The 20488-nt window shown below is 73.7% G+C and carries 20 protein-coding genes; 5 read left to right on the top strand and 15 right to left on the bottom strand.

All coding sequences use genetic code 11. The features are described from left to right. Nucleotides 1–11 precede the first annotated feature (11 nt). Complete coding sequence (locus ACVJO7_RS18965) at nucleotides 12–464, bottom strand: MaoC family dehydratase (RefSeq protein WP_491673985.1); 453 nt, start codon at nucleotides 462–464, stop codon at nucleotides 12–14. Between the two features lie 222 nt (nucleotides 465–686). On the opposite strand from ACVJO7_RS18965, the gene ACVJO7_RS18970 reads away from it, so the two are divergent. Together ACVJO7_RS18970 and ACVJO7_RS18975 are read left to right on the top strand one after the other, a co-directional pair. After that, nucleotides 687–1649: an ATP-binding protein gene (locus ACVJO7_RS18970; protein WP_491673986.1), complete on the top strand. Its 963-nt coding sequence runs from the start codon at nucleotides 687–689 to the stop codon at nucleotides 1647–1649. Between the two features lie 47 nt (nucleotides 1650–1696). Beyond that, nucleotides 1697–2527 (top strand): transglutaminase family protein, encoded by an 831-nt coding sequence (locus tag ACVJO7_RS18975; RefSeq protein ID WP_491673987.1) that lies wholly within the window; start codon nucleotides 1697–1699, stop codon nucleotides 2525–2527. A 16-nt stretch (nucleotides 2528–2543) separates the two neighbouring features. On the opposite strand, the gene ACVJO7_RS18980 is transcribed toward ACVJO7_RS18975, so the two are convergent. Then, complete coding sequence (locus ACVJO7_RS18980) at nucleotides 2544–3920, bottom strand: ATP-dependent 6-phosphofructokinase (protein WP_344021436.1); 1377 nt, start codon at nucleotides 3918–3920, stop codon at nucleotides 2544–2546. Nucleotides 3921–4039: 119 nt separating this feature from the next. Between ACVJO7_RS18980 and surE the strand changes: the two genes are divergently transcribed. After that, nucleotides 4040–4834 (top strand): 5'/3'-nucleotidase SurE, encoded by a 795-nt coding sequence (gene surE / locus ACVJO7_RS18985; RefSeq protein WP_491673988.1) that lies wholly within the window; start codon nucleotides 4040–4042, stop codon nucleotides 4832–4834. 6 nt (nucleotides 4835–4840) lie between these two features. Here surE and ACVJO7_RS18990 read toward each other — a convergent pair whose 3' ends face one another. Genes ACVJO7_RS18990 through ACVJO7_RS19025 form a run of 8 tightly spaced genes read right to left on the bottom strand, consistent with a single transcriptional unit; the run spans nucleotide 4841 to nucleotide 12044 of the window. After that, nucleotides 4841–5440, bottom strand: coding sequence for a superoxide dismutase (locus ACVJO7_RS18990; protein WP_491673989.1), 600 nt, complete (start codon nucleotides 5438–5440; stop codon nucleotides 4841–4843). Nucleotides 5441–5445: 5 nt separating this feature from the next. Continuing rightward, a complete protein-coding gene (locus tag ACVJO7_RS18995) occupies nucleotides 5446–6582 on the bottom strand; it encodes an ABC transporter ATP-binding protein (protein WP_491673990.1) in 1137 nt (378 codons plus the stop codon). 43 nt (nucleotides 6583–6625) lie between these two features. After that, nucleotides 6626–7552, bottom strand: a complete 927-nt coding sequence (locus ACVJO7_RS19000; RefSeq protein WP_232021307.1) for a sugar kinase — start codon at nucleotides 7550–7552, stop codon at nucleotides 6626–6628. Further along, the gene (locus tag ACVJO7_RS19005; protein ID WP_491673991.1) at nucleotides 7549–8181 is read right to left on the bottom strand and encodes a bifunctional 4-hydroxy-2-oxoglutarate aldolase/2-dehydro-3-deoxy-phosphogluconate aldolase; all 633 of its coding nucleotides are present in this window, start codon (nucleotides 8179–8181) and stop codon (nucleotides 7549–7551) included. Before ACVJO7_RS19005 ends, ACVJO7_RS19000 begins: the two co-directional genes overlap by 4 nt. Continuing rightward, nucleotides 8178–9023 carry a carbohydrate ABC transporter permease gene (locus ACVJO7_RS19010; RefSeq protein WP_085913293.1) on the bottom strand — a complete coding sequence of 282 codons (846 nt, stop codon included), beginning with the start codon at nucleotides 9021–9023 and terminating at the stop codon, nucleotides 8178–8180. The genes ACVJO7_RS19005 and ACVJO7_RS19010 overlap by 4 nt, the downstream gene beginning before the upstream one ends. Further along, nucleotides 9020–9991: a carbohydrate ABC transporter permease gene (locus tag ACVJO7_RS19015; protein ID WP_491673992.1), complete on the bottom strand. Its 972-nt coding sequence runs from the start codon at nucleotides 9989–9991 to the stop codon at nucleotides 9020–9022. The genes ACVJO7_RS19010 and ACVJO7_RS19015 overlap by 4 nt, the downstream gene beginning before the upstream one ends. Continuing rightward, on the bottom strand, nucleotides 9988–11244 hold the full coding sequence (locus ACVJO7_RS19020) for an ABC transporter substrate-binding protein (protein ID WP_491673993.1): 1257 nt from the start codon (nucleotides 11242–11244) through the stop codon (nucleotides 9988–9990). Before ACVJO7_RS19020 ends, ACVJO7_RS19015 begins: the two co-directional genes overlap by 4 nt. After that, nucleotides 11241–12044, bottom strand: coding sequence for an IclR family transcriptional regulator (locus tag ACVJO7_RS19025; RefSeq protein ID WP_491673994.1), 804 nt, complete (start codon nucleotides 12042–12044; stop codon nucleotides 11241–11243). The genes ACVJO7_RS19020 and ACVJO7_RS19025 overlap by 4 nt, the downstream gene beginning before the upstream one ends. Nucleotides 12045–12141: 97 nt before the next feature. Between ACVJO7_RS19025 and ACVJO7_RS19030 the strand changes: the two genes are divergently transcribed. Together ACVJO7_RS19030 and ACVJO7_RS19035 are read left to right on the top strand one after the other, a co-directional pair. Beyond that, nucleotides 12142–13308 (top strand): mandelate racemase/muconate lactonizing enzyme family protein, encoded by a 1167-nt coding sequence (locus tag ACVJO7_RS19030; protein WP_085913396.1) that lies wholly within the window; start codon nucleotides 12142–12144, stop codon nucleotides 13306–13308. Beyond that, on the top strand, nucleotides 13305–14216 hold the full coding sequence (locus tag ACVJO7_RS19035) for a dihydrodipicolinate synthase family protein (protein WP_491673995.1): 912 nt from the start codon (nucleotides 13305–13307) through the stop codon (nucleotides 14214–14216). The genes ACVJO7_RS19030 and ACVJO7_RS19035 overlap by 4 nt, the downstream gene beginning before the upstream one ends. 7 nt (nucleotides 14217–14223) lie before the next feature. Here the strand turns inward: ACVJO7_RS19035 and ACVJO7_RS19040 are convergent, their stop codons facing one another. The 5 genes from ACVJO7_RS19040 to ACVJO7_RS19060 form a co-directional block, all read right to left on the bottom strand. Further along, entirely contained in the window at nucleotides 14224–14664 is a 441-nt protein-coding gene (locus ACVJO7_RS19040; RefSeq protein WP_085913297.1) for a hypothetical protein, read from the bottom strand. 41 nt (nucleotides 14665–14705) lie between these two features. Then, nucleotides 14706–16172, bottom strand: coding sequence for a fused MFS/spermidine synthase (locus ACVJO7_RS19045; RefSeq protein WP_491673996.1), 1467 nt, complete (start codon nucleotides 16170–16172; stop codon nucleotides 14706–14708). 65 nt (nucleotides 16173–16237) lie between these two features. Next, on the bottom strand, nucleotides 16238–17269 hold the full coding sequence (locus ACVJO7_RS19050) for an NADP-dependent oxidoreductase (RefSeq protein WP_491673997.1): 1032 nt from the start codon (nucleotides 17267–17269) through the stop codon (nucleotides 16238–16240). A 31-nt stretch (nucleotides 17270–17300) separates the two neighbouring features. Further along, nucleotides 17301–18458 carry an acyl-CoA dehydrogenase family protein gene (locus ACVJO7_RS19055; RefSeq protein WP_344021452.1) on the bottom strand — a complete coding sequence of 386 codons (1158 nt, stop codon included), beginning with the start codon at nucleotides 18456–18458 and terminating at the stop codon, nucleotides 17301–17303. After that, complete coding sequence (locus ACVJO7_RS19060) at nucleotides 18455–20473, bottom strand: acetyl/propionyl/methylcrotonyl-CoA carboxylase subunit alpha (protein WP_491674023.1); 2019 nt, start codon at nucleotides 20471–20473, stop codon at nucleotides 18455–18457. The genes ACVJO7_RS19055 and ACVJO7_RS19060 overlap by 4 nt, the downstream gene beginning before the upstream one ends. Between the last annotated feature and the right edge of the window lie 15 nt (nucleotides 20474–20488).

Below are 20488 nucleotides of genomic sequence, written 5' to 3' on the forward strand. Positions count from 1 at the left end.
CGACGTTCCACTCAGACGTACTGGCGGGTGAGCCACTCGGCGACCAGCGCAGGCTTCTCGGAGCCCTCGATCTCGACGGTCACCCCGATGGTGAGCTGCACCCCGCCGGTGACGTCGGCGACGTCGACCAGCTCGACCCGCGCCCGGACCCGGCTGTCGACCGGGACGGGGCTGGTGAACCGGACCTTGTTGAGGCCGTAGTTGACCCCCATCCGCACGCCGTCGATCCGGTAGACGTCCTGTACCAGCCTCGACAGCAGCGACAGGGTCAGGAAGCCGTGCGCGATGGTGGTGCCGAACGGACCGTCGGCGGCCTTCGCGGCGTCGACGTGGATCCACTGGTGGTCCTCCGTCGCGTCGGCGAACCCGTCGATCCGCTCCTGGGCGACCGCGAACCACTCCGAGACACCGACCTCGGTCCCCTTCGCCGCCCGCAGCTCGTCGACCCCGTTGAAGACGCGCATCCGTCACTCCCCTCGCTCCGGCACACCCACCGGTGCCGATCACCGTGTCTCTACCCCACCACGGGTACCCGGAGTCGGTGAAGTCACCAAACCCACACGCCCCGTCCCGCGCGATCGGCGCTCCTTGGCTATGGTCGGAGCGCGTAGGACGGCCTGCAGCCCGCCGGGCCGACTCCGACGTGGAGCGCCGACGCCGATGAACACGACCCACCGCCAGTGCCGATGAGCTCGCCCCCCACGACGCAGGATCCGCTGCCCGGGCTCGTGCACCGGGCCGTGCCGTACCGCACCCCGGAGCACCAGGCCCAGGTGCTGACCGGGCCGGTCACCGGGGCGCTGGAACGCGGCCGCCGGGCGATCGTCGTCGTCGAGCCGCGGTGCCGCGCCGAGCTGGAGCGGGCGCTCGGTGACGAGGCCGGGGTGCGCTACGTCCGGCCGGAGGAGCTGCACTCGGCGCCGCCGTTCACCGTCGCGGGCCGGTGGAGCCGCACCGTGCGGGACGCGATCGCCGAGGGCGCGTCCGGCGTCTGCGCGGTCGCCCAGCCGGTCGCCCTGCCCGGGGCCGATCCGTCGTACTGGACCCGGCTGGATCTCGCGATCGGGTACGCGATGCGGGCGCTGCCGGTGGAGATGCTGTGCTGCTTCGCCGACCAGGACGGCGCCCGCGAGCAGGCCGGCGCGCTGCACGACGAGTTCCTCGTCGACGGCGCGGCCGTGCCCAGCACGCACCGCCGCGACGACCACGAGCTGCTGCAGGAGAACCCGCAGCGGCCGCCCGCCGATCTCGGGGGGCCGCTGCTCGTCGAACCGGTCGAGCTGCACCGGCTGTCCGGGATGCGGCACACCGTGCGCCGCGAGGGACAGCTGTCCGGGCTCGGCCCGGCCCGCGTCGAGGACCTGGTGCTCGCGGTGAACGAGCTGGTCAGCAACGGGATCGAGCACGGATCGGGGTGCCCGGTGCTGCGCATGTGGCGGACCCCCGCCGGCCTGGTCGCCGAGATGACCGACACGGTGCCCGGCCGGCTGGCCTTCCCCGGCCTGGCCGCCCCGCCGCCGTCCGGCGAGCGGGGCCGCGGCCTGTGGCTGGCCTCCGAGCTGGCCGACGTGCTGCAGGTGTGGACCGCCGACGACGATCCCGGTCAGGTCCAGGGCACCGTCGTCCGGGTCGTGATGAACCCGCCGTGACGGATGTGACGCGGCCGGAGGTGCCGGGGAAGTGACAGAGTGACGCGGTGACGCAGCCCGATCGCGCCGCCGACCCGGTGTCCCGCTTCCTCCGGATGGTGACCGGCCCGGAGCCCTCGCTCGACGAGGGCGCCCTCGCCATCGCCGCCGGAGCCGCCGCCGACCCGGCGCGGGCCGCCGCCGACGCGGTCCGCGCCCGCACCCGCCTCGACGAGCTGGCCGACGGCGTCAGCGGGCCGGAGTCGCTGCTGCACCGGCTGTTCACCGAGGCCGGGTTCACCGGCGACAGCGCGAACTACCGCGACCCGCGCAACTCGTTCCTGCCCGACGTGCTGGAGCGCCGCATCGGCATCCCGATCACGCTGTCGGTGGTGGCGATCGAGGTCGGGCGCCGGGCCGGGGTGGCGCTGGAGGGCGTCGGGATGCCAGGGCACTTCCTGGTCCGGCTGCCCGGCACCCAGCGCTACCTGGACATGTTCGACCAGGGGCGGCGGCTGGACCCGGCGGGCTGCGAGGCGCTGTACCGGGCCACCACCGGGGCCGGGCCGGAGGTGCCGTTCGGGCCCGGCCTGCTCCCCCGCACCTCGACCCGGCAGATCCTGGCCCGGATGCTGGACAACCTGCGCGCCAACTACGCCCGCACGAAGGACCACGTGAACCTGGAGTGGGTGCTGCGGATGCGGCTGGGCCTGCGGCACCAGGGCCCCGACCTGATCCGCCAGCTCGGCGAGGTGCTGGCCGCGCAGGCCCGGTGGGACGAGGCCGCCCGGCTGATGGAGTCCTGGGCGGACGGCCCGGGCCGGGGATCGCGGTCCGGCGCCGAGGTGCTCGACGAGGTGCGCGTCGAGGCCCGCAGGCACCGCGCGCACCTGAACTGAGCGCCGGGCCGGACCGTCAGGAGTGCGGCGCCCTGGTCGGCGCGCCGGAGTCCTCGCCGAACCGCCACGGCTGCCCGGTCGACTCCAGCACCGCCATCCACAGGTCGCCGTGCGGGTCGACCTGGTTGCGCCGGCTCACCGCGAGGGTCATCGGGATGTGCACGAACCGGCGCCGGACCCGGCCGACCACCATCGACGTCCGCCCGGACATCGCCGCGTGCACCGCGGCCTGCGACAGCCGGACGGTGTAGACGCTGTCGTAGGGGTTCGCCGGGACGCTGCGGATGATGTAGCTCGGATCGACGTAGCGGACCGTGGTCTCCATGCCGGCCTCGGCGAACGAGTCGCCGATCCGTTCCTTGAGCCACGGGCCGATGTCGGCGAGCTTGGCGTTGCCCGAGGCGTCGGTCCGCCCGACCGGCGGCAGCAGCTCCTGCCCCGCCCCCTCGGCGACCACGACGACCGCGTGCCCGCGCTGGGACACCCGCCGGCGCAGGTGGTGCAGCAGGCCGGTCTCGCCGTCCAGCTCGAACGGGACCTCCGGGATCAGCACCGCGTCGGCGTCGGACCGGACCAGCGAGGCGTAGCAGGCGATGAAACCGGAGTGCCGGCCCATCAGCTTCACCAGGCCGACCCCGCCCGGGGTGGACTTGGCCTCCACCGTCACCGACCGGATCGCCTCGCTGGCCTGCGAGAACGCCGTCTGGAAGCCGAAGCTCTGGTCGATGAAGGGGATGTCGTTGTCGATCGTCTTCGGGATCCCGACGATGGCGATCCGCAGGCCCCGCTCGGCGACCACCCTGGCGATCTCCATCGCCCCGCGCATGGTGCCGTCGCCGCCGATCACGAACAGCACGTTGAGGTGCATCTGCTCCAGGCAGTCGACGATCTCGCCCGGGTCCTGCGGGCCGCGCGAGGTGCCGAGGAAGGTGCCGCCGTCGACCGGGATGTCGCGCACCGACTCCGGGGACAGCTCGACGACGTCGTGCCCGTAGGAGGAGATGAAGCCGCGGTAGCCGTTGCGGAAGCCGACGACCCTCCGGACGCCGTAGTGGTAGGTGAGGGTGCGGACCAGGCCGGCGATGACGTCGTTCAGGCCGGGGCACAGCCCGCCGCAGGTGACGATCCCGGCCCGGGTCTTGGACGGGTCGAAGTAGATCTCGCGGCGCGGGCCGCACGGCTCCAGGCCGGGCAGCTCCTCGACGTCGACGCCGCGCGACTTGAGCCCGGCGGCGGTGTCGTCGAGCAGCACCCGGTCCCCGGCGTCCACGTAGTGCTCGGTGGTGCGGCGGGCGTCCAGCAGCGGGGCCAGCGGCGAGGTGATCCGGGCCGGTCCGAGCGTGTCGATCGCCAGGTCGTCCGGGGTGATGCTGCTGTACTCCCAGGTCGTCACGCTGTCCTCCTCCGGATTCCGGGTGGATCGATGCAGACGGTCCGCGCAGCGATCCGGTGCCCGATCATGCTGCACCACCGGTCCCGGTGTCAGGCCGGGCCGCGCCTAGTGTGACGAGCGTGCCCCTCGCCCTGCTGACCAACGACGACGGCGTGCACGCCCCCGGCCTGCACGCGCTCGCCCGAGCGACCCGTGACACCGGTCTGGACGTGATCGTCGCGGCCCCGGCCGGGGACGCCAGCGGTGCCGGCGGATCGGTCCGGTGCGTGCTGACCGACGGGCACATCGGTGTCACCGAGCACACGATCCCGGCGCTCGACGGAATCCCGGCCTACGGCGTCGACGCCGATCCCGGGTTCATCGTGCGCGCGGCCGGGCAGGGCTGGTTCTCCCGGGAGCCCGACGTCGTGCTGTCCGGGATCAACCCGGGTGCGAACACCGGCGGTCAGGTGCTGCACTCCGGCACCGTCGGGGCGGTGCTGGCCGGCTCGCTGAACGGCTGGTCCGGGATCGCGTTCTCGCTGCACTGCGGTCTGCGGCTGCCCGAGCACCCGCACTGGGCGGCGGCCACCGGGCTGCTCCCGGAGCTGCTGGAGCGCCTCGCCGCCCGCCCCGCGGGAACCGCCTGGTCGGTGAACGTCCCGGACGTCGCGCCCGCGGAGCTGCCCGCGCCGCGCGAGGCGCGACTGTGCGACTCCGGCGCGGTCCGGGTGCGGATGGTGCACCGCGGGCCCGACGGAGGGCGGCCCGCTGGCCTGCGGGCGCTGGTCTCCGAGCAGTACGGCGAGGCCGAGCCCGGCACCGACGTCGCACTGCTCGCCGCAGGCCACCCGACCGTCACCGAGCTCGCCCCGATCGGGCACCGGGACGGCGCCACCGGCTACCCGGCGGGCACCGCCCCGGTCCCGGGCTGAGCGCGCTCAGCCCTTCGCGTCGGCGAACCGCTGCGCGGCGTCCGCCCAGTCGACGACGTTCCACCAGGCCTTGACGTAGTCCGGCTTCACGTTCTTGTACTGCAGGTAGAACGCGTGCTCCCACATGTCGAGCAGCACGATCGGGGTCTGGCCGGCCGGCAGCTGGGACTGCTGGTCGTAGAGCTGGTGGATCAGCAGCCGGCCACCGAGCCGGTCGTAGCCGAGGATGGCCCAGCCGGAGCCCTGGATGGTGGTGGCGGCGGCGGTGAAGTGCGCCTGGAACGCGTCGAAGGAGCCGAAGTTCTCGTCGATCGCCGAGGCGAGGTCACCGGTGGGCTTGTCGCCGCCGTCCGGGGAGAGGTTCTTCCAGAACGCGGAGTGGTTGACGTGCCCGCCCAGGTTGAACGCGAGGGTCTTCTCGAGACCGACGATCGCACCGAAGTCGTTGCGCTCGCGGGAGTCGGCGAGCTTCTCCAGGGTGGCGTTCAGGCCCTGCACGTAGGTGTTGTGGTGCTTGGAGTGGTGCAGCTCCATGATCTCCGGCGCGATGTGCGGCGCCAGGGCTGAGTAGTCGTAGGGCAGGTCCGGAAGCGTGTAGTCGGCCATGCGGCTCAGCCAACGACCTCAACCCCGGTTGAGGTCAAGTGTGAGCTGCGCCGCTGTCCCAGCCGCTCGTCGGTGCCCGGGTGGAACAGGTGGACCGCGGCGGGATCGACGGCGACCCGGACGACACCCCCGATGGTCGGGGACGGCGTCGAGGCGGGCAGCCGGACGGTCAGCCGGTGCCCCTCGCCGCCGGCGTCGGTGTACCGGCCGTGCAGGAAGCTGTCCGAGCCGAGCTCCTCGACCAGGTCCACGACGATCGGCAGGCCGTCCGCGGCGAGCCGCAGCCCCTCCGGCCGCACGCCGACCCGGACCGCGCGGTCCGCGCCGAGCTCGTCGAGCCGCCATCCGCTCGCGTCACCGATCCGGTGCGTGTCGACGACGATCCCGTCGTCGACGATCCGGCCGGGCAGCAGGTTCATCGCGGGCGACCCGATGAACCCGGCGACGAACGCGTTGACCGGCCGGTCGTAGAGCTCGCGCGGCGGGGCGCACTGTTGCAGGCGCCCGTCGCGCAGCACGGCGACCCGGTCGCCCATCGTCATCGCCTCGGTCTGGTCGTGCGTGACGTAGACGGTGGTCGTGCCCAGCCGCTGCTGCAGCGCGGCGATGTTGGCCCGGGTCTCGACCCGCAGCTTGGCGTCGAGGTTGGACAACGGCTCGTCCATCAGGAAGACCGACGGCTCCCGCACGATCGCCCGGCCCATCGCCACCCGCTGGCGCTGCCCGCCGGACAGCGCCCGTGGCCGACGGTCCAGGTAGCGGGTAAGATCGAGTAGCTCGGCGGCCGTCTCCACCCTGGCGCGGCGCTGCACCGGTGGCACCTTCTGCAGGCGCAGCGCAAACCCCATGTTCTCGGCGACGGTCATGTGCGGGTAGAGCGCGTACGACTGGAACACCATCGCGATGTCCCGGTCCTTCGGCGCCGCGTCGGTGACGTCCCGGTCGCCGATGTGGATCGCGCCCTCGTCGGTGTCCTCCAGGCCGGCGAGCATCCGCAGCGCGGTGGACTTGCCGGAGCCGGACGGGCCGACGAGGACCAGGAACTCACCGTCGGCGATGCTCAGGTCCAGGGTGTCGACCGCGCGCACCGGCGGGGTCCCCGGGTAGATCCGGGATGCCTTGTCGAAGGTGACGGCTGCCATGGGGTCTCCTCGTCGAGTTCGTGCGGGATCGGGGCGGCGGTGCTCAGCGCACGACGGCGCCGTCGGGCAGGCCCAGCAGGGACAGCTCGTCGCGGCGGGGCAGGCCCTCCCAGTCGCCGCGGGCGGTGACCGCGAAGGCCCCGACGGTGACCGCCCGGCGGAGCCGTTCGGTGCGGTCGGCGCCGTCCAGCAGGGCCGAGAGCCAGCCGGCGCAGAAGGCGTCGCCTGCGCCGACCGGGTCCACCGCCCGGACCCGCAGCGCAGGCTGGTGCCGGGTCCCGTCGGCGTCGTGGCTGGTCGCGCCGTGTGCACCGTTCTTGACCACGACCTCGCCGGGGACCCCGGCCAGCAGGCCGGCCGGGTCGGCCGCCCCGATCAGGTCGAACTCCTCGGGGGATCCGATCACGACATCGGCCAGCCCGGCCAGTGCGGCGAGCTCCGGGCCCGCCACGTCGCCGGGCCACAGGGCGGGGCGGTGGTTGAGGTCGAACGACACCACGGCGCCGAGCAGGCGGGCCCGGCGGGCGAGCTCGGCGCAGGCCGCGCGACAGGACTCGGACAGCGCCGCGGTGACCCCGGAGAGGTGTACCGCCCGCGGCCGCAGGGCGAGCGCGGGAGCGAGGTCCGCAGGCCCCCACCGGGACCCGGCCGACCCGCGCCGGTGGTACTCGACCCGGGTCAGGTCGGGCGTGCGGCGCTCGAAGAGCACCAGCCCGGTGGTGGCCTCCGGATCGGTGACGACGGCGTCGAGGGCCACCTGCTCGGCGGCCAGCGTGCGCCGGACCAGTGCCCCGGACTCGTCGGCGCCGACCCGGCCGCCCAGCGCCGTGCTGTGCCCGAGCCGGGCGGCGCCGATCGCGACGCCGGCCTCCGCGCCGACCACCGACACCGTCGCGCTCCCGCCGAGGCGCAGCGGGCCGTCGCAGCGGACCGCGGTCATCACCTCACCGGCGACCAGCAGATCGATCACGGCTGCACCGCCTGCAGGAACGCGCGGGTCCGGTGCCGCAGGGCCGCCAGGTCGCCGCCGTCCGGGGCGTCACCGCACAGCGGGCCGGCGACCCCGACCGCACAGGCGCCGTGAGCGAGGTACTCGACGGCCTGGTCCTTCCCGATCCCGCCGACGGGCACGGTGTCCAGACCGGGAAAGGGCCCCGCCAGCGCGTCCAGGTAGCCGGGGCCGACGGTCGACGCCGGGAAGATCTTCACCGCGGTGGCGCCGTGCCCGACCGCGGTGGCCACCTCGGTCGGGGTGAGGGCGCCGCAGAGCACCGGCAGCCCGGCCGCGACGGCGTGCGGCACGGAGCCGGCCACCGCGGGCGTCACCACGAACCGGGCACCGGCCGCGACGGCGGCGTCCGCCTGGGCGGGGGTGAGCACGGTGCCTGCGCCGACCGCGGCCCGGCCCGCCGTGCGCGCCGCCACCTCCTCGATCACCGCGAGCGGTTCGTGGCCGCTCAGCGAGATCTCCAGCGCCCGCACCCCCTCCTCGACCAGTGCCAGCGCGGTGGCCACACTCGCCACGCGGTCCGCGCCGCGCACGATGGCCAGCAGCCTGGTCTCGCGCAGGGTCGCCATCAGGTCCTGTGCGGCGGTCATCCCTTCACCGCCCCGGCCGTCATCCCGCGGGACAGGAACGGTTCGAGCACGATGAACAGCAGCACCATCGGCACCGTCGACATGAGGCCGATCGCCATCAGGCCGGACCAGTCGATGCTGAACTCACCGATGAACGTCGCGATCCCGACGGTCACCGTCCAGCCCTGCGGATCGCCCATCAGCGTGCGGGCGAAGAGGAAGTCACCCCAGGTCAGGATGGATGCGTAGACGAAGGTCGCGGCGATCCCCGGCTTGAGCAGCGGGACCACCACATACCAGAGCGCGCGCAGCCGGCCGCAACCGTCGATCATCGCGGACTGTTCGAGCTCGGCGGGTACCGAGTCGACGAACCCCTTCATCAACCAGGTGGTGAACGGAACGGTGGCCGCGATGTTGACCAGCGTGACCGACCAGAGGTTGTTCACCATCCCGAGCCCGGCGAACAGCACGAACAACGGGATGATCAGCAGGGTTCCCGGCAGCATGCGGCTGAACAGCAGGGTGAATCCCATCGCCTGCTGACCCGCGGTCCGGAACCGGGACAGGCTGTACCCGCCCAGGGTGCTCACCGCGGTCGAGATGATCGCCGCACCGAGCGTGGTCACCGTCGAGTTCCACAGCCAGCGGCCGACCGGCTGGTCGTCGATCACCCCGGTCCACGCCTCGGTCGTCGCCGAGTCCGCGGGCGGTACCAGCGGCGGTTCGGCCACCAGCAGGTCGTTGCTGGGAACCAGCGACGTCATGATCATCCAGTAGACCGGGAACATCAGCACACCGGTCACGACGACGGCCAGTGCGAGCAGGCTCCACCGGCGGCCGCCGGAGAGCGCCGTGGCACTCATGAGAACTCCCGTCGGATCGAGCGGCCACCGGCCAGCAGGAAGAACCCGCAGATCGCCATCGTGACGATGCCCAGCGCGGTCGCGGTGCCCATCTCGAAGTACTGGAACGCCTCGGTGTAGATCCGCACGGCCAGGGTCTGGGTGGCCTCGTTCGGACCACCCCCGGTGAGCGGGAAGATGAAGTCGAACTCGCGGAACACCCCGATCGCGGTGATCACGACGGCGAGGGTGGACGCGCCCGCGATCGCAGGCCAGGTGATGTGCCGGAACTGCCGCACCGGCGAGGCACCGTCGACCCGGGCCGCTTCATACAGCTCGGCCGGGATCGACTGCAGCTGCGCGAGCAGGATCAGGGTGAAGAACGGGTAGTACTTCCACACCGTCGGGACGATCACCGCGGCGAGCGCGGTCCGGCTGTCGGCGAGCCAGGCGACGTTCTCGTCGATCAGCCCGACCGTGCGCAGCAGGTAGTTCACCACGCCGTAGGACGAGTCGAGCATCCAGCTGAACGCGGCGGCGACGACCACGCCCGGCACCGCCCACGGCAGCAGCACCAGCGGCCGGATGATCCGCCTGCCCGGGAACGCCCGGTTGAGCAGCAGCGCGAGGCCGAGCCCGATCGCGAACGCCGGGACCACCACCCCGAGCGTGTAGACGACGGACCGGACGACGTCGGCGAGCAGGCCGGACGAGCTCAGCACCTCGGCGTAGTTGCCGAGCGTGTAGGGATTGTCGCTCAGGTCCAGCAGGTCGGAGATCTGACCGCCGCGCAGGCTCAGGTCCAGGGCGACGTAGAGCGGGTAGGCCATCAGCACGGCGACGACCAGCAGGGTGGGTGCGAGCGTGCCGTAGGCGAACAGCCGTCGGCGCCGCTGGGCGCGCCGCTGGAGCGGACGCGGCCCGGGGGCGGGGCCGGTGGACGGACCCGGTGGGTCCGCGGTCGTGGTTCCGGTGGCCGGTGAGATCATGGGCGGACCGCCTCCTCGAGCTGATCCTGGAGCGTGTCGGCGATCGCCGTGGTCGGCTCCCGGCCGGTGATGAGCGAGACCGCGGCGGCCGCGACGATGTCGCTGATCCGGCCGAACCGTTCCCGCTGCGCCTCGCTGTCGGGGAAGATCGAGGTCGCCTCGTCGGCGAGCTGCTGGACGAGTGCGAGCTCGCTCCCCGCGGCCGGCTCGTCGTCGAGGTTCCGGCGCGGTATCGGGTTCCCGGTCAGCTCGCGGTAGCGGTGCTGCCACTGCGGGGAGCAGGCGAGCCGGATGAACTCCCAGGCCGCCTCGGCCCGCCGGGGATCGGTGCCCTCGGGGATGTGGATGCTGTTCGAGGTGCCGCCGGGGGTGCGGGCGAAGGGGGCCCGCGCGACGGTGAGCCCCGGCCGGATCCGCTCGTCGGCGTCCTCCAGCTCAGAGGCGAAGAACGGGCCCTCCAGCAGCATCGCGATCTTCCCGGTGAGGAACAGCTCGTTGCGCTGCTGGCTCTGGATCCCGCGCGGCGCCTGCGCGACCGCCCGGCGATAGGCGTCCAGGCCGCGGATCGTCTCGGGAGTGGTCGCGGTGACCCGGTCGCCGTCGAACAGGCTGCCTCCGGTGCCGACGACGAAGGCCGCCAGCTCGGTGTAGTTGTCCGGGTTCTGGGTCGTGGTCGCGCCGAAGCCGTAGACGCCGTCGCCGGTCACCGCCTCGGCCGCCGCGAGCAGCTCCTCGGTGGTCCGCGGCACCGGGTGCCCGGCGGCGCTGAGCAGGGACTCGTTGCAGTAGAGGCTGTATCCGTAGCCGAGCAGCAGTACCCCGTAGTGGTCGCCGTCGGAGGCCATCTCCTCCTGCAGCGGCGTCCAGGACGACACGATGTCGGTGCCGTCCAGCCGGGTCTGCAGCGACTCCAGCCAGCCACGCCCGGCGAACTCGGCGGCGTTGCGGGCCGGCAGGTGCAGGATGTCCGGCCGCTGGTTCGCGGCGAACCGGATCGTCAGCTGGTCCGCGTAGCTGTCGAATGGCATCGGGTAGAGGTTGATCCGGATCCCCGGGTTCCGCTGCTCGTAGGCGGCGACGAGCTCGCGCCACCACGGCGCGAAGCTGCCCTCCTCCGCCTGCCAGGACGGGAACTCCAGGACCAGGTCACCGGTGCCGGTCTGCTGCCGACCGCATCCCACCAGCGACGCCGTTGCCGCCGCCGCGGCGAGACCGAGGAATCCCCGGCGCGAGGTGAGCGCCGCGGCGCTCACGACCGCCCCGCCGGCGGGACGGTGCCGACCTCGGCCGGGCTCGTGTAGCCCAGCGTCACGCTGATCGCGTCGGCGGTCTCGATCGCCTGCACCGAGAGCTCCCGCTCCCGCCGGGCCAGGTCGATCACCGACAGCGAGCCGGAGATCGAGACGGCGGCGACGACCAGGCCGTCCGCGTCGTGCACGGGGGCCGCGACGCAGGCCCGCCCGAAGGCCAGCTCCTCGATCTCGGTCGCGTAGCCGCGCTCCCGGGTTCGGTCCAGCTCGTCGTCCAGCGGGTCGTGTGCGGCGATGGTGTGCCGGGTGAAGGACTGCAGCTCGCCGAGCACGTCGCGGCGCTGCTCCGGCGTGGAGTCGAGCAGCAGGCACTTCCCCATCCCGGTGGCGTGCAACGGGTTGTGCCTGCCGGCCAGGGTGGCCGCGCGCGGCGCGTCCGGGCCCTCGAAGTTGGCGAGGTAGAACACCGACCAGTCGCGCAGTACCGACAGGTTCGCCCCGAGCCCGGTGCGCCCGGCCAGGTCCTGCACTGGCTGGCGACCGGCCCGGAACACCGGGTGCTGGTTCAGCGCCGCCGCGGACAGCTCGATCACCGCGGCCCCCAGCCGGTACGTGCCTGCCGCATCCCGCTCGACGTAGGCCAGCGCCTCCAGGGTCGCGAGCATCCGGGAGGTCGTCGACTGGCCGAGGCCCGCCCGGTTCGCGACATCGGCGACTCGCAGCGCCCGTGTGTCGGAGAACGCGGCGAGTACCGCCGCGGCCCTCTCGACGCTCTGATTGGTCGCCTGCTGCTCACCGGCCATCGCCACCTCCGTATCGACGTCGTTATCGACTCATCCACTCTCGATGACGTACGTTATCCGCTGTGTGCATGATGTCAACCAGTCAGTGGATGTATCGATGCGAATAGCTGCCGTAGACACCTTCGTCCTGAAGATCGACAACGACGAGCCCTATCTCGGCGTCCTCCCCGACGGCACCGGGCCCGCCGACGGTTACGCGGTCCGGCCGCCGTGGCGCAGCCTGTACTCGCCGCGCTTCGAGACGGTGCTGGTCCGGCTGACCGCCGAGGACGGCACCGTCGGCTGGGGTGAGGCGCTCGCACCGGTCGGTCCCGAGATCGTCGCCGCCGTCGTCCGCACGACCCTGGCCGGGCAGCTCGTCGGCGCGGACGCCCGCAGCCCGCGCCCGGTCGGCCGGGCCGCCGCCGAGCTGATGCGCGAGCGCGGCCACCTGGTAGGGCACCAGGCCGACGCGCTCGCCGCCGTCGACATCGCCCTGTGGGACCTGGCCGGCCGGCTCCTGGAGGTGCCGGTCGCCACCCTGCTCGGCGGCGCGTACCGGCAGCGGATCCCGACCTACGTCTCGGGACTGCCCCGCGCCTCCGACGCCGAGCGGGCCGAACTCGCACGCGACTGGGTCGCCCGTGGCGCGACGGCCGTCAAGCTCCATCTCGGACACGGTGTCGAGCAGGATCTGGCCACCGTGGACGCGGTCCGCGCGGCGGCGCCGTCGCTGCGGGTGGCGGTCGACGGGCACTGGGCCTACCGGCGCCACGACGCGCGGCGGCTCGCCCGCGGGCTCGCCGCGCGGGACGCCTGGTTCCTGGAGGCCCCGCTCGCCCCGGAGGACGACCGTGGCCATCGCGCCCTCGGCGACGAGACGATCCCGATCGCGGTCGGCGAGAGCCTGCGCAACCGGTTCGAGTTCGCGCACTGGCTCGCGACGGACGCACTCGCGATCGCCCAGCCCGACATCGGCCGGACCGGTATCACCGAGGCGATCGGCATCGCCGAGCTCTGCGCCGCCCGGCACGTCCCGGTCGCGCCGCACCACTCGGTCGCACTCGGGATCGCGCTGGCCGCGGGGCTGCACGTCGCCGCTGCCGTCGAGGACCTCCTCGCGTTCGAGTACCAGCCCACATCCACCGAGGTCGGGCAGCGGATCCTGCGGACGCCGCTGCAGGTGGGCGCCGACCACATGCAGCTGCCGGACGGGCCGGGGCTCGGGATCGAGATCGACACCGAGGCCCTGGCCACCCACACCACATCGGAGACGACACGATGACCGCCACCCGCGGACTGATGCCCATCCTGGCGACGCCCTTCGGGCCCGACGGCGCACTCGACCCGGACTCGCTGCGCAGGCTCGTGAGCTTCCAGCTCGATTCCGGCGCCGACGGGGTCGCGGTGTCCGGGATGGCGAGCGAGGCCTTCGCCCTCACCGCCGACGAGCGCAGCACCGTCACCCGCACCGTCGTGCAGACCGTCAACGCCGCCGCCGCCGGCGCCGTGCCGGTGGTGTGCGGGGTGAACGCCACCTCGACGGTGACCGCCGTCGAGCAGGCGCTGGCCGCCGAGCAGGACGGCGCGACCGCGCTGATGGTGCTGCCGCCCTACATGGTCAAGCCGTCGCCCCAGCAGATCGTGGAGTTCTACGGCGAGGTCGCCGCCGCCACCGCCTGCGAGGTGATGGTCCAGGACGCACCGGGCGTCACCGGTGTGGCGATGTCCCCGGAGCTGATCGCCCGGCTCGCCGACCTGCCGGGGGTCACCTCGGTGAAGGTCGAGGCCCCGCCCACCGCGCCCAAGGTGGCCGCGGTCCGGGAGGCCGTCGCCGACCGGGACTTCGCCGTGCTCGGCGGGCAGAACGCCCAGTTCTGTCTCGACGAGTACGCGGGCGGCGCGGTCGGGACCATGCCGGCCTGCGAGTTCACCGACCTGCTCCGACCGGTCCTCGACGACTGGACGGCCGGGGAGACCGCCCGCGCGCGGGACGGGTTCGCCCGGCTGCTCCCGCTGATCGTCTTCGGGCTCCAGCCGGGCCCGGCCTGGGCGGTGCACAAGGAGGTGCTGGTCGCCAGGGGCATCATCGACGACGCCACGGTCCGCGCACCGGCCCGGCCGCTGGCCCCACGGGCGCGGACCGGTCTGCGCGAGATCCTCGCGGGAGTGGGTGCCCCGCAGGCCGGGTAGCCCCGATTCAGTGCTCGTCGCGGCCGGTCAGCGCGTGCTCCAGCTCGTCGGCCAGGTGCACGACCTGCCGGAACGGGAACTCGAAGCCGTCGAGCGCTGCCGGCCGCAGCGGGATCGAGTGCCGGTACACCAGGACGCCCTCCTCCGCGGCCAGCCCACCGACCGGCGACGGGCCGGCCAGCTCCAGCGCCCGCGCGACATCGACCTCGGCGAGCCGGGCCACCGGGGACTCGATCTGCACCCACACCTGGTCGGGATCGGCGACGGCCGCTGCGGCGTCGGTCACCTCGACTCCGGGGCGCCCGGCGCCCTCCTCGACCCGCTTCACGACGACGAGCTGACTCCGCTCCCCGGTCGTCGGCAGCCGGAAGCGCAGCTCGTCGGCGCTCTGCCGGACGATCTCGTACCGCACCCGCACGTAGGACTGCAGATCGTCCCAGGTCGCCACGTCGTGTCCCCCTCGATGGTTCCGCCCCGACGTCGGCGACCCTAGCGGTTCCCCGCCGCGGTGGTGATCAGCTGGTCGACCGGGGCCCGGTCGTCGGTGAGCACCGGCGCGTCCCCGGCGAACGCGGCGGTGCGGGCCGGATCGAGCACCGCGCCGGGCTCGCCCCACCCGGTGACGGCGGCGTCCAGCGCGACCGGGTCGATCGGCCGGTCCGCGGCGACGAGCACGACGTTGCCGCCCCCGCCGGGTTCGAACTCGTCGGGCCGGGCGACCACCATGGTGGTGCCGAACCGGGTGTCCACGGTCGCGACCGAGGCGCGGACCAGGTCCAGCGGGTGCCGGTCGATCACGTTGAGCAGGTAAAGCCCGCCGGGCCGCAGCACCCGCTGGACGTGGTCGAGGAACTCGGTGGTGGACAGGTGCCAGGGCACCGAGCGGGCGCCGAACGCGTCGCCGATCAGCACGTCGGCCGAGTCGTCGGGCAGCTCGGCCAGGCCGACCCGGGCGTCGCCGGTGTGCACGGTGGTGCCGGGGATGCCGCCCGCCTCCAGCTCGCGGACGGCCAGGTCGATCACGCCGCCGTCCAGCTCCAGCACGGTGGACGTGCCGCCGGGGCGGGTCGCGTCCAGCCAGCGCGGCATGGTGAGCGCCCCGCCACCGACGTGCACGACGTCCAGCGGCCGGCCGGGGGCGAAGGCGGTGTCGATCGCGGCGGCGAACCGCTGGGTGTAGGCGAACTCCAGGTGCGCCGGGTCGCCGAGGCGCACGTAGGAGTGCCGCAGGTCGTCGAGCACCAGGTAGCGGCCGGCCGGATCGGTGGGATCGGCGGTGACCGAGGCGCAGTAGTAGGTGGTGTCGGCGTCGCAGCGGCCCGGGACGGCGACCAGCGCGACGGCCAGCAGCACCGCCGCCGCGCCGCCCTTCGCGACGTCGGCGCACCGCCGCCGGGGCGCGACGACCAGCCCGAGCAGCAGGCAGGCGGCGGCGGTCACCAGCAGGATCGCGCTCACCGGCAGCAGCGCGACCAGCACGAAGCCGGTCAGGAAGCTGCCGGCCAGCGATCCGAGCGTGCCGGCGGCGGACAGCCCGCCGACCACCTCGCCGGAGCGGTCCAGCCCGGTCAACCGGGCCTTGGTCACCGCCGGGGTGACGGCGGCCAGCGCGGTCACCGACACCAGGGTGGACGCCGCGACGAGCAGCACCGCGGCGACCGGGCCGGCGCCGAGCAGCGGGCCGAGCAGCCGGACGACCGGGCGCACCGCGAGCGTCCCGAGGCCGCCGATCACCAGCATCAGCGCGGCGACGGCGACCGGGTCGTGCCGGTCCGCCCAGCGCCCGCCGAGCGCGGCGCCGGCCGCGATCCCGGCCAGCGCCACCCCGATCACCGCGGTCGTCGACTCCAGGGTGAGCCCGACGTAGGGCGCGACCAGCCGGGTCGCGAGGGTCTCGACCACGAGGATCGCCGCCCCCGAGACGACGACGGCGGTCCGGGCGATCGCGAGGCGCACCCCGCCATCATGGAGGTCCGCGCCGCGGCCCCGGGCCGGTGGGGCCCGATCAGCCGGTCAGCCGGTCAGCCGGTCAGCCGGAGCACCAGCTTGCCGGTGTTCTCGCCGCGGAACAGCCGCAGCAGCACGTCCGGGAAGTCGTCCACGGTGCCGTCGACGACGTCCTCCCGGCTGCGGATCCGGCCCTGCGCCAGCCAGCCGGACAGCTCGGCGGCGGCCTCGCCGTAGCGGTCGGCGTAGTCGAACACCACGAAGCCCTCCATCCGGGCCCGGTTGACCAGCAGGCTCATGTAGTTCGACGGCCCGGGCGGCGGCTCGGTCGCGTTGTAGGTGGAGATCGACCCGCAGATGACCACCCGGGCGCCGCGCCGCAGCCGGGTCAGCGCGGCGTCCAGGATCTCGCCGCCGACGTTGTCGAAGTACACGTCGATGCCGTCCGGTGCGGCGCTGCGCAGCGCCTTCCGGACGTCCTCGGTGCGGTAGTCGATCGCGGCGTCGAAGCCGAGCTCGTCGACCAGCCAGGCGCACTTCTCCGGGCCGCCCGCGATGCCGACCACCCGGCAGCCCTTGATCTTCGCGAGCTGCCCGACGACGGAACCGACCGCGCCGGCCGCGCCGGACACGACGACGGTCTCGCCCTCGGCGAGCGCGCCGACGTCGAACAGCCCGAAGTACGCGGTCATCCCGGTCATGCCGAGCAGCGCCAGGTAGCGCTCCGGCGGCACGTCGCCGGTGGGGGCTACCTTCTGCAGCCCGGAGCCGTCGCTCTCGGCGTGGGACTGCACGCCGAAGATCCCGGTGACGACGTCGCCGACGGCGAAGTCCGGGTGCTCGGACGCGACGACCTCGCCGAGCCCGAGCGCCCGCATGACCGCGCCGATCTCGACCGGCGGCACGTAGGACCGGCCGGCGTTCATCCAGCCGCGCATCGCCGGGTCCAGCGAGATGTGGCTGACCCGCACGACCAGCCGGCCCGGCCCGGGGACCGGGACCGGCTCGGTCGTGTGCTCCCAGACCTCCGGGCCCGGCGTGCCGGTCGGCCGGGCCGCGAGCCGGACCTGGTGGTTGACCGTCGTGTTCCCCTCGGAGTTACCCATGAGTACGTTCTACTCCCCGGGCGGCCGGGAGTCAGAGACCCAGGTGCCGCGCGATCAGCATCTTCTGCACCTCGGAGGTGCCCTCGCCGATCTCCAGGATCTTCGCGTCCCGGTAGAACCGCCCGACCGGGTACTCGTTCATGAAGCCGTAGCCGCCGAAGACCTGGGTGGCGGCGCGCGCGTTGTCCATCGCGGCGTTGGACGCGACCAGCTTCGCGATCGCCGCCTCGTGCTTGAACGGCTTGCCCTCCAGCATCAGCCGGGCGGCGTGCTGCCAGGCCAGCCGCGCGGTGTGCGCGCGCACCTCCATGTCGGCGATCGTGAACTGGATCGCCTGGTAGGAGCCGATGGTGTGGCCGAACGCCTCGCGCTCGCCCGCGTAGCGCAGCGACTCGTCGACGCAGCCCTGGGCCAGCCCGACCGACAGCGCGGCGATCGCGATCCGGCCCTCGTCCAGGATGGACAGGAACTGGGCGTAGCCGCGGCCCCGCTCGCCGAGCAGGTTCGCCTCCGGCACCCGGACGTCGTCGAAGAACAGCTCGCGGGTGTCCGAGCAGTTCCAGCCGACCTTGGAGTACTTCTCGCTCACCGTGAACCCGGGCGTGCCGGCCGGGACCAGGATCGCCGAGATCTCCTTGCGGCCGTCCGGCTTCTCCCCGGTCACCGCGGTGACCGTGACGACCGAGGTGATGTCGGTGCCGGAGTTGGTGATGAAGCACTTCGAGCCGTTGATCACCCACTCGCCGCCGTCGAGGCGGGCGGTGGTGCGGGTGGCGCCGGCGTCCGAGCCGCCGCCCGGCTCGGTCAGCCCGAAGGCGCCGAGCGCGCGGCCGGCGGCCAGGTCGGGCAGCCAGCGGGCCTTCTGCTCGTCGGTGCCGAACCGCATGATCGGCATCGCGCCCAGCCCGACGCCGGCCTCGACGGTGATCGCGACCGACGAGTCGACCCGGGCCAGCTCCTCCAGGGCCAGGCAGAGGGCGTAGTAGTCGCCGCCCTGGCCGCCGTACTCCTCGGTGACGGGCAGGCCGAACAGGCCCATCGCGCCCATCTTGGCGACGATGTCGTACGGGAACTCCTCGCGGATGTAGAGGTCCCCGATCACCGGGGCGACCTCGGAGCGGGCGAACTCCTCGACGGCGGCGCGCAGCGCCTCGTACTCCTCCGCGGAGGTCTGCTCGGTGGTGGTCATGCCTGCTCCCCTTCGTTCTCGGGCTCGACCACGCACAGCACCGCGTCCTTGGCGACGGTGGCTCCGGGGCGCGCCCTCAGCTCGCGCACCGTCCCGTCGACCGGGGCGGTGAGCACGTGTTCCATCTTCATGGCCTCGACGACGACCAGCTTCTGACCGGCGGTGACGGTGTCGCCCTCGGCGACCTCGACGACGGTCACGGTGCCGGGCATCGGTGAGACCACCGGCCCGCCCGCGGTGCCGCCCGCGGTGCGCGCGGCCTCCAGCGGCTCCTGCTCGCGCACCCCCCAGGTGCGGCCGTCCCGGGAGATCCAGACGATCCCGCCGGACGCCTGGGCGATCCGGTAGCGGCGGGTGCGACCGTCCTGGCTGTGCTCGACCACCCCCGGCGCGACGGCGACGGTGCGGCAGCGCGCGACCGGCACCTCGGGCAGCGCCAGGTCGAACCCGGCGGCCCGGCCGCGGACCCGGACCTCGACGGCGTCCGGGCCGTCGGTGACCAGCCGGCGCACCGTCCAGGCCGGCTCGCCGACCCGCCAGCCGCCGGGGACGTCGAACGGGTCGACGACGGCGCCGTCCGGTTCCAGCCCGAGCAGCGTGTTCCCGGCGACCGCGCCGAGCACGTCGGCGGGCACGCCGGTGTCGGCGAGCGCGGCGCCGCGGCGGGCGATCAGGCCGGTGTCCAGCCGGCCGGCGCGGACGTCGTCGTCGGCGAGCAGCCGGCGCAGGAAGCCGATGTTGCTGTCCAGGCCGAGCAGCGTGGTGCCGCCCAGCGCGGCGTCGAGCCGGCGCAGCGCCTCGTCCCGGTCGGCGCCGTGCGCGATGACCTTGGCGAGCATCGGGTCGTAGTCCGAGCCGACGATGGTGCCGGTCTCGATCCCGGCGTCGACCCGCACGCCGGGCGGCGGGTCCCACTCCAGCACCGGCCCGCCGGACGGCAGGAAGCTGAGCGCCTCCCCGGACACGGCGGTGGCCTCGGCGTACACCCGGGCCTCGATCGCGTGCCCGGTGAGCACGACGTCGTCCTGGGTGATCGGCAGCGGCTCGCCGGCGGCGACCCGCAGCTGCAGCTCGACCAGGTCCAGGCCGGTGACCTCCTCGGTGACCGGGTGCTCGACCTGCAGCCGGGTGTTCATCTCCAGGAAGAAGAACTCGCCCGGGTTGTCGGAGCTGACGATGAACTCGACGGTGCCGGCGCCGGTGTAGCCGACCGCGCGGGCGGCCTCGCAGGCGGCGCGGCCCATCTCGGCGCGCTGCGCGGGGGTGAGCAGCGCCGACGGCGCCTCTTCGATGATCTTCTGGTGCCGCCGCTGCAGCGAGCACTCGCGCTCCCCGAGGTGCACGACGGTGCCGTGCGTGTCGGCCATCACCTGGATCTCGATGTGCCGCGGCGTGGTGACCAGCCGCTCGACGAGCAGCGTGTCGTCGCCGAAGGAGTTGCGGGCCTCGCGCCGGGCCCCGGCGATGGCGTCGGCGAGCTCCGGTTCGGCGTGCACCTCGCGCATGCCCTTGCCGCCGCCGCCGGCCGACGGCTTGAGCAGCACCGGATAGCCGACCTCGGCGACAGCCGCCGCCAGGTCGCCGTCGTCGCCGCCGGACAGTCCATCGACATCCGAACCGGGCACCACCGGCACGCCGGCCTTGGCGACGGTCTGCTTGGCGCGGATCTTGTCGCCCATCGCGTCGATCGCCGACGACGGCGGGCCGACGAAGGCGATCCCGGCCGCCTCGCAGGCGGCGGCGAACGCGGTGTTCTCGGAGAGGAAGCCGTAGCCGGGATGGATCGCCTGCGCGCCGGTGGCCCGGGCGGCGTCGATCACGGCGTCGATCGACAGGTAGGACTCCGCGGCCGCGGCCGGGCCGATCCGGACGGCCTCGTCGGCGGCCCGGACGTGCGGGGCACCGGCGTCGGCGTCGGAGTACACGGCGACGCTGCGCACGCCGAGCGCGCGCAGCGTGCGGATCACCCGGACCGCGATCTCGCCGCGGTTCGCGACGAGCACGGTGTCGAACATGCGGGACATGTCGGG

Source organism: Pseudonocardia sp. DxW (genome assembly GCF_058448985.1).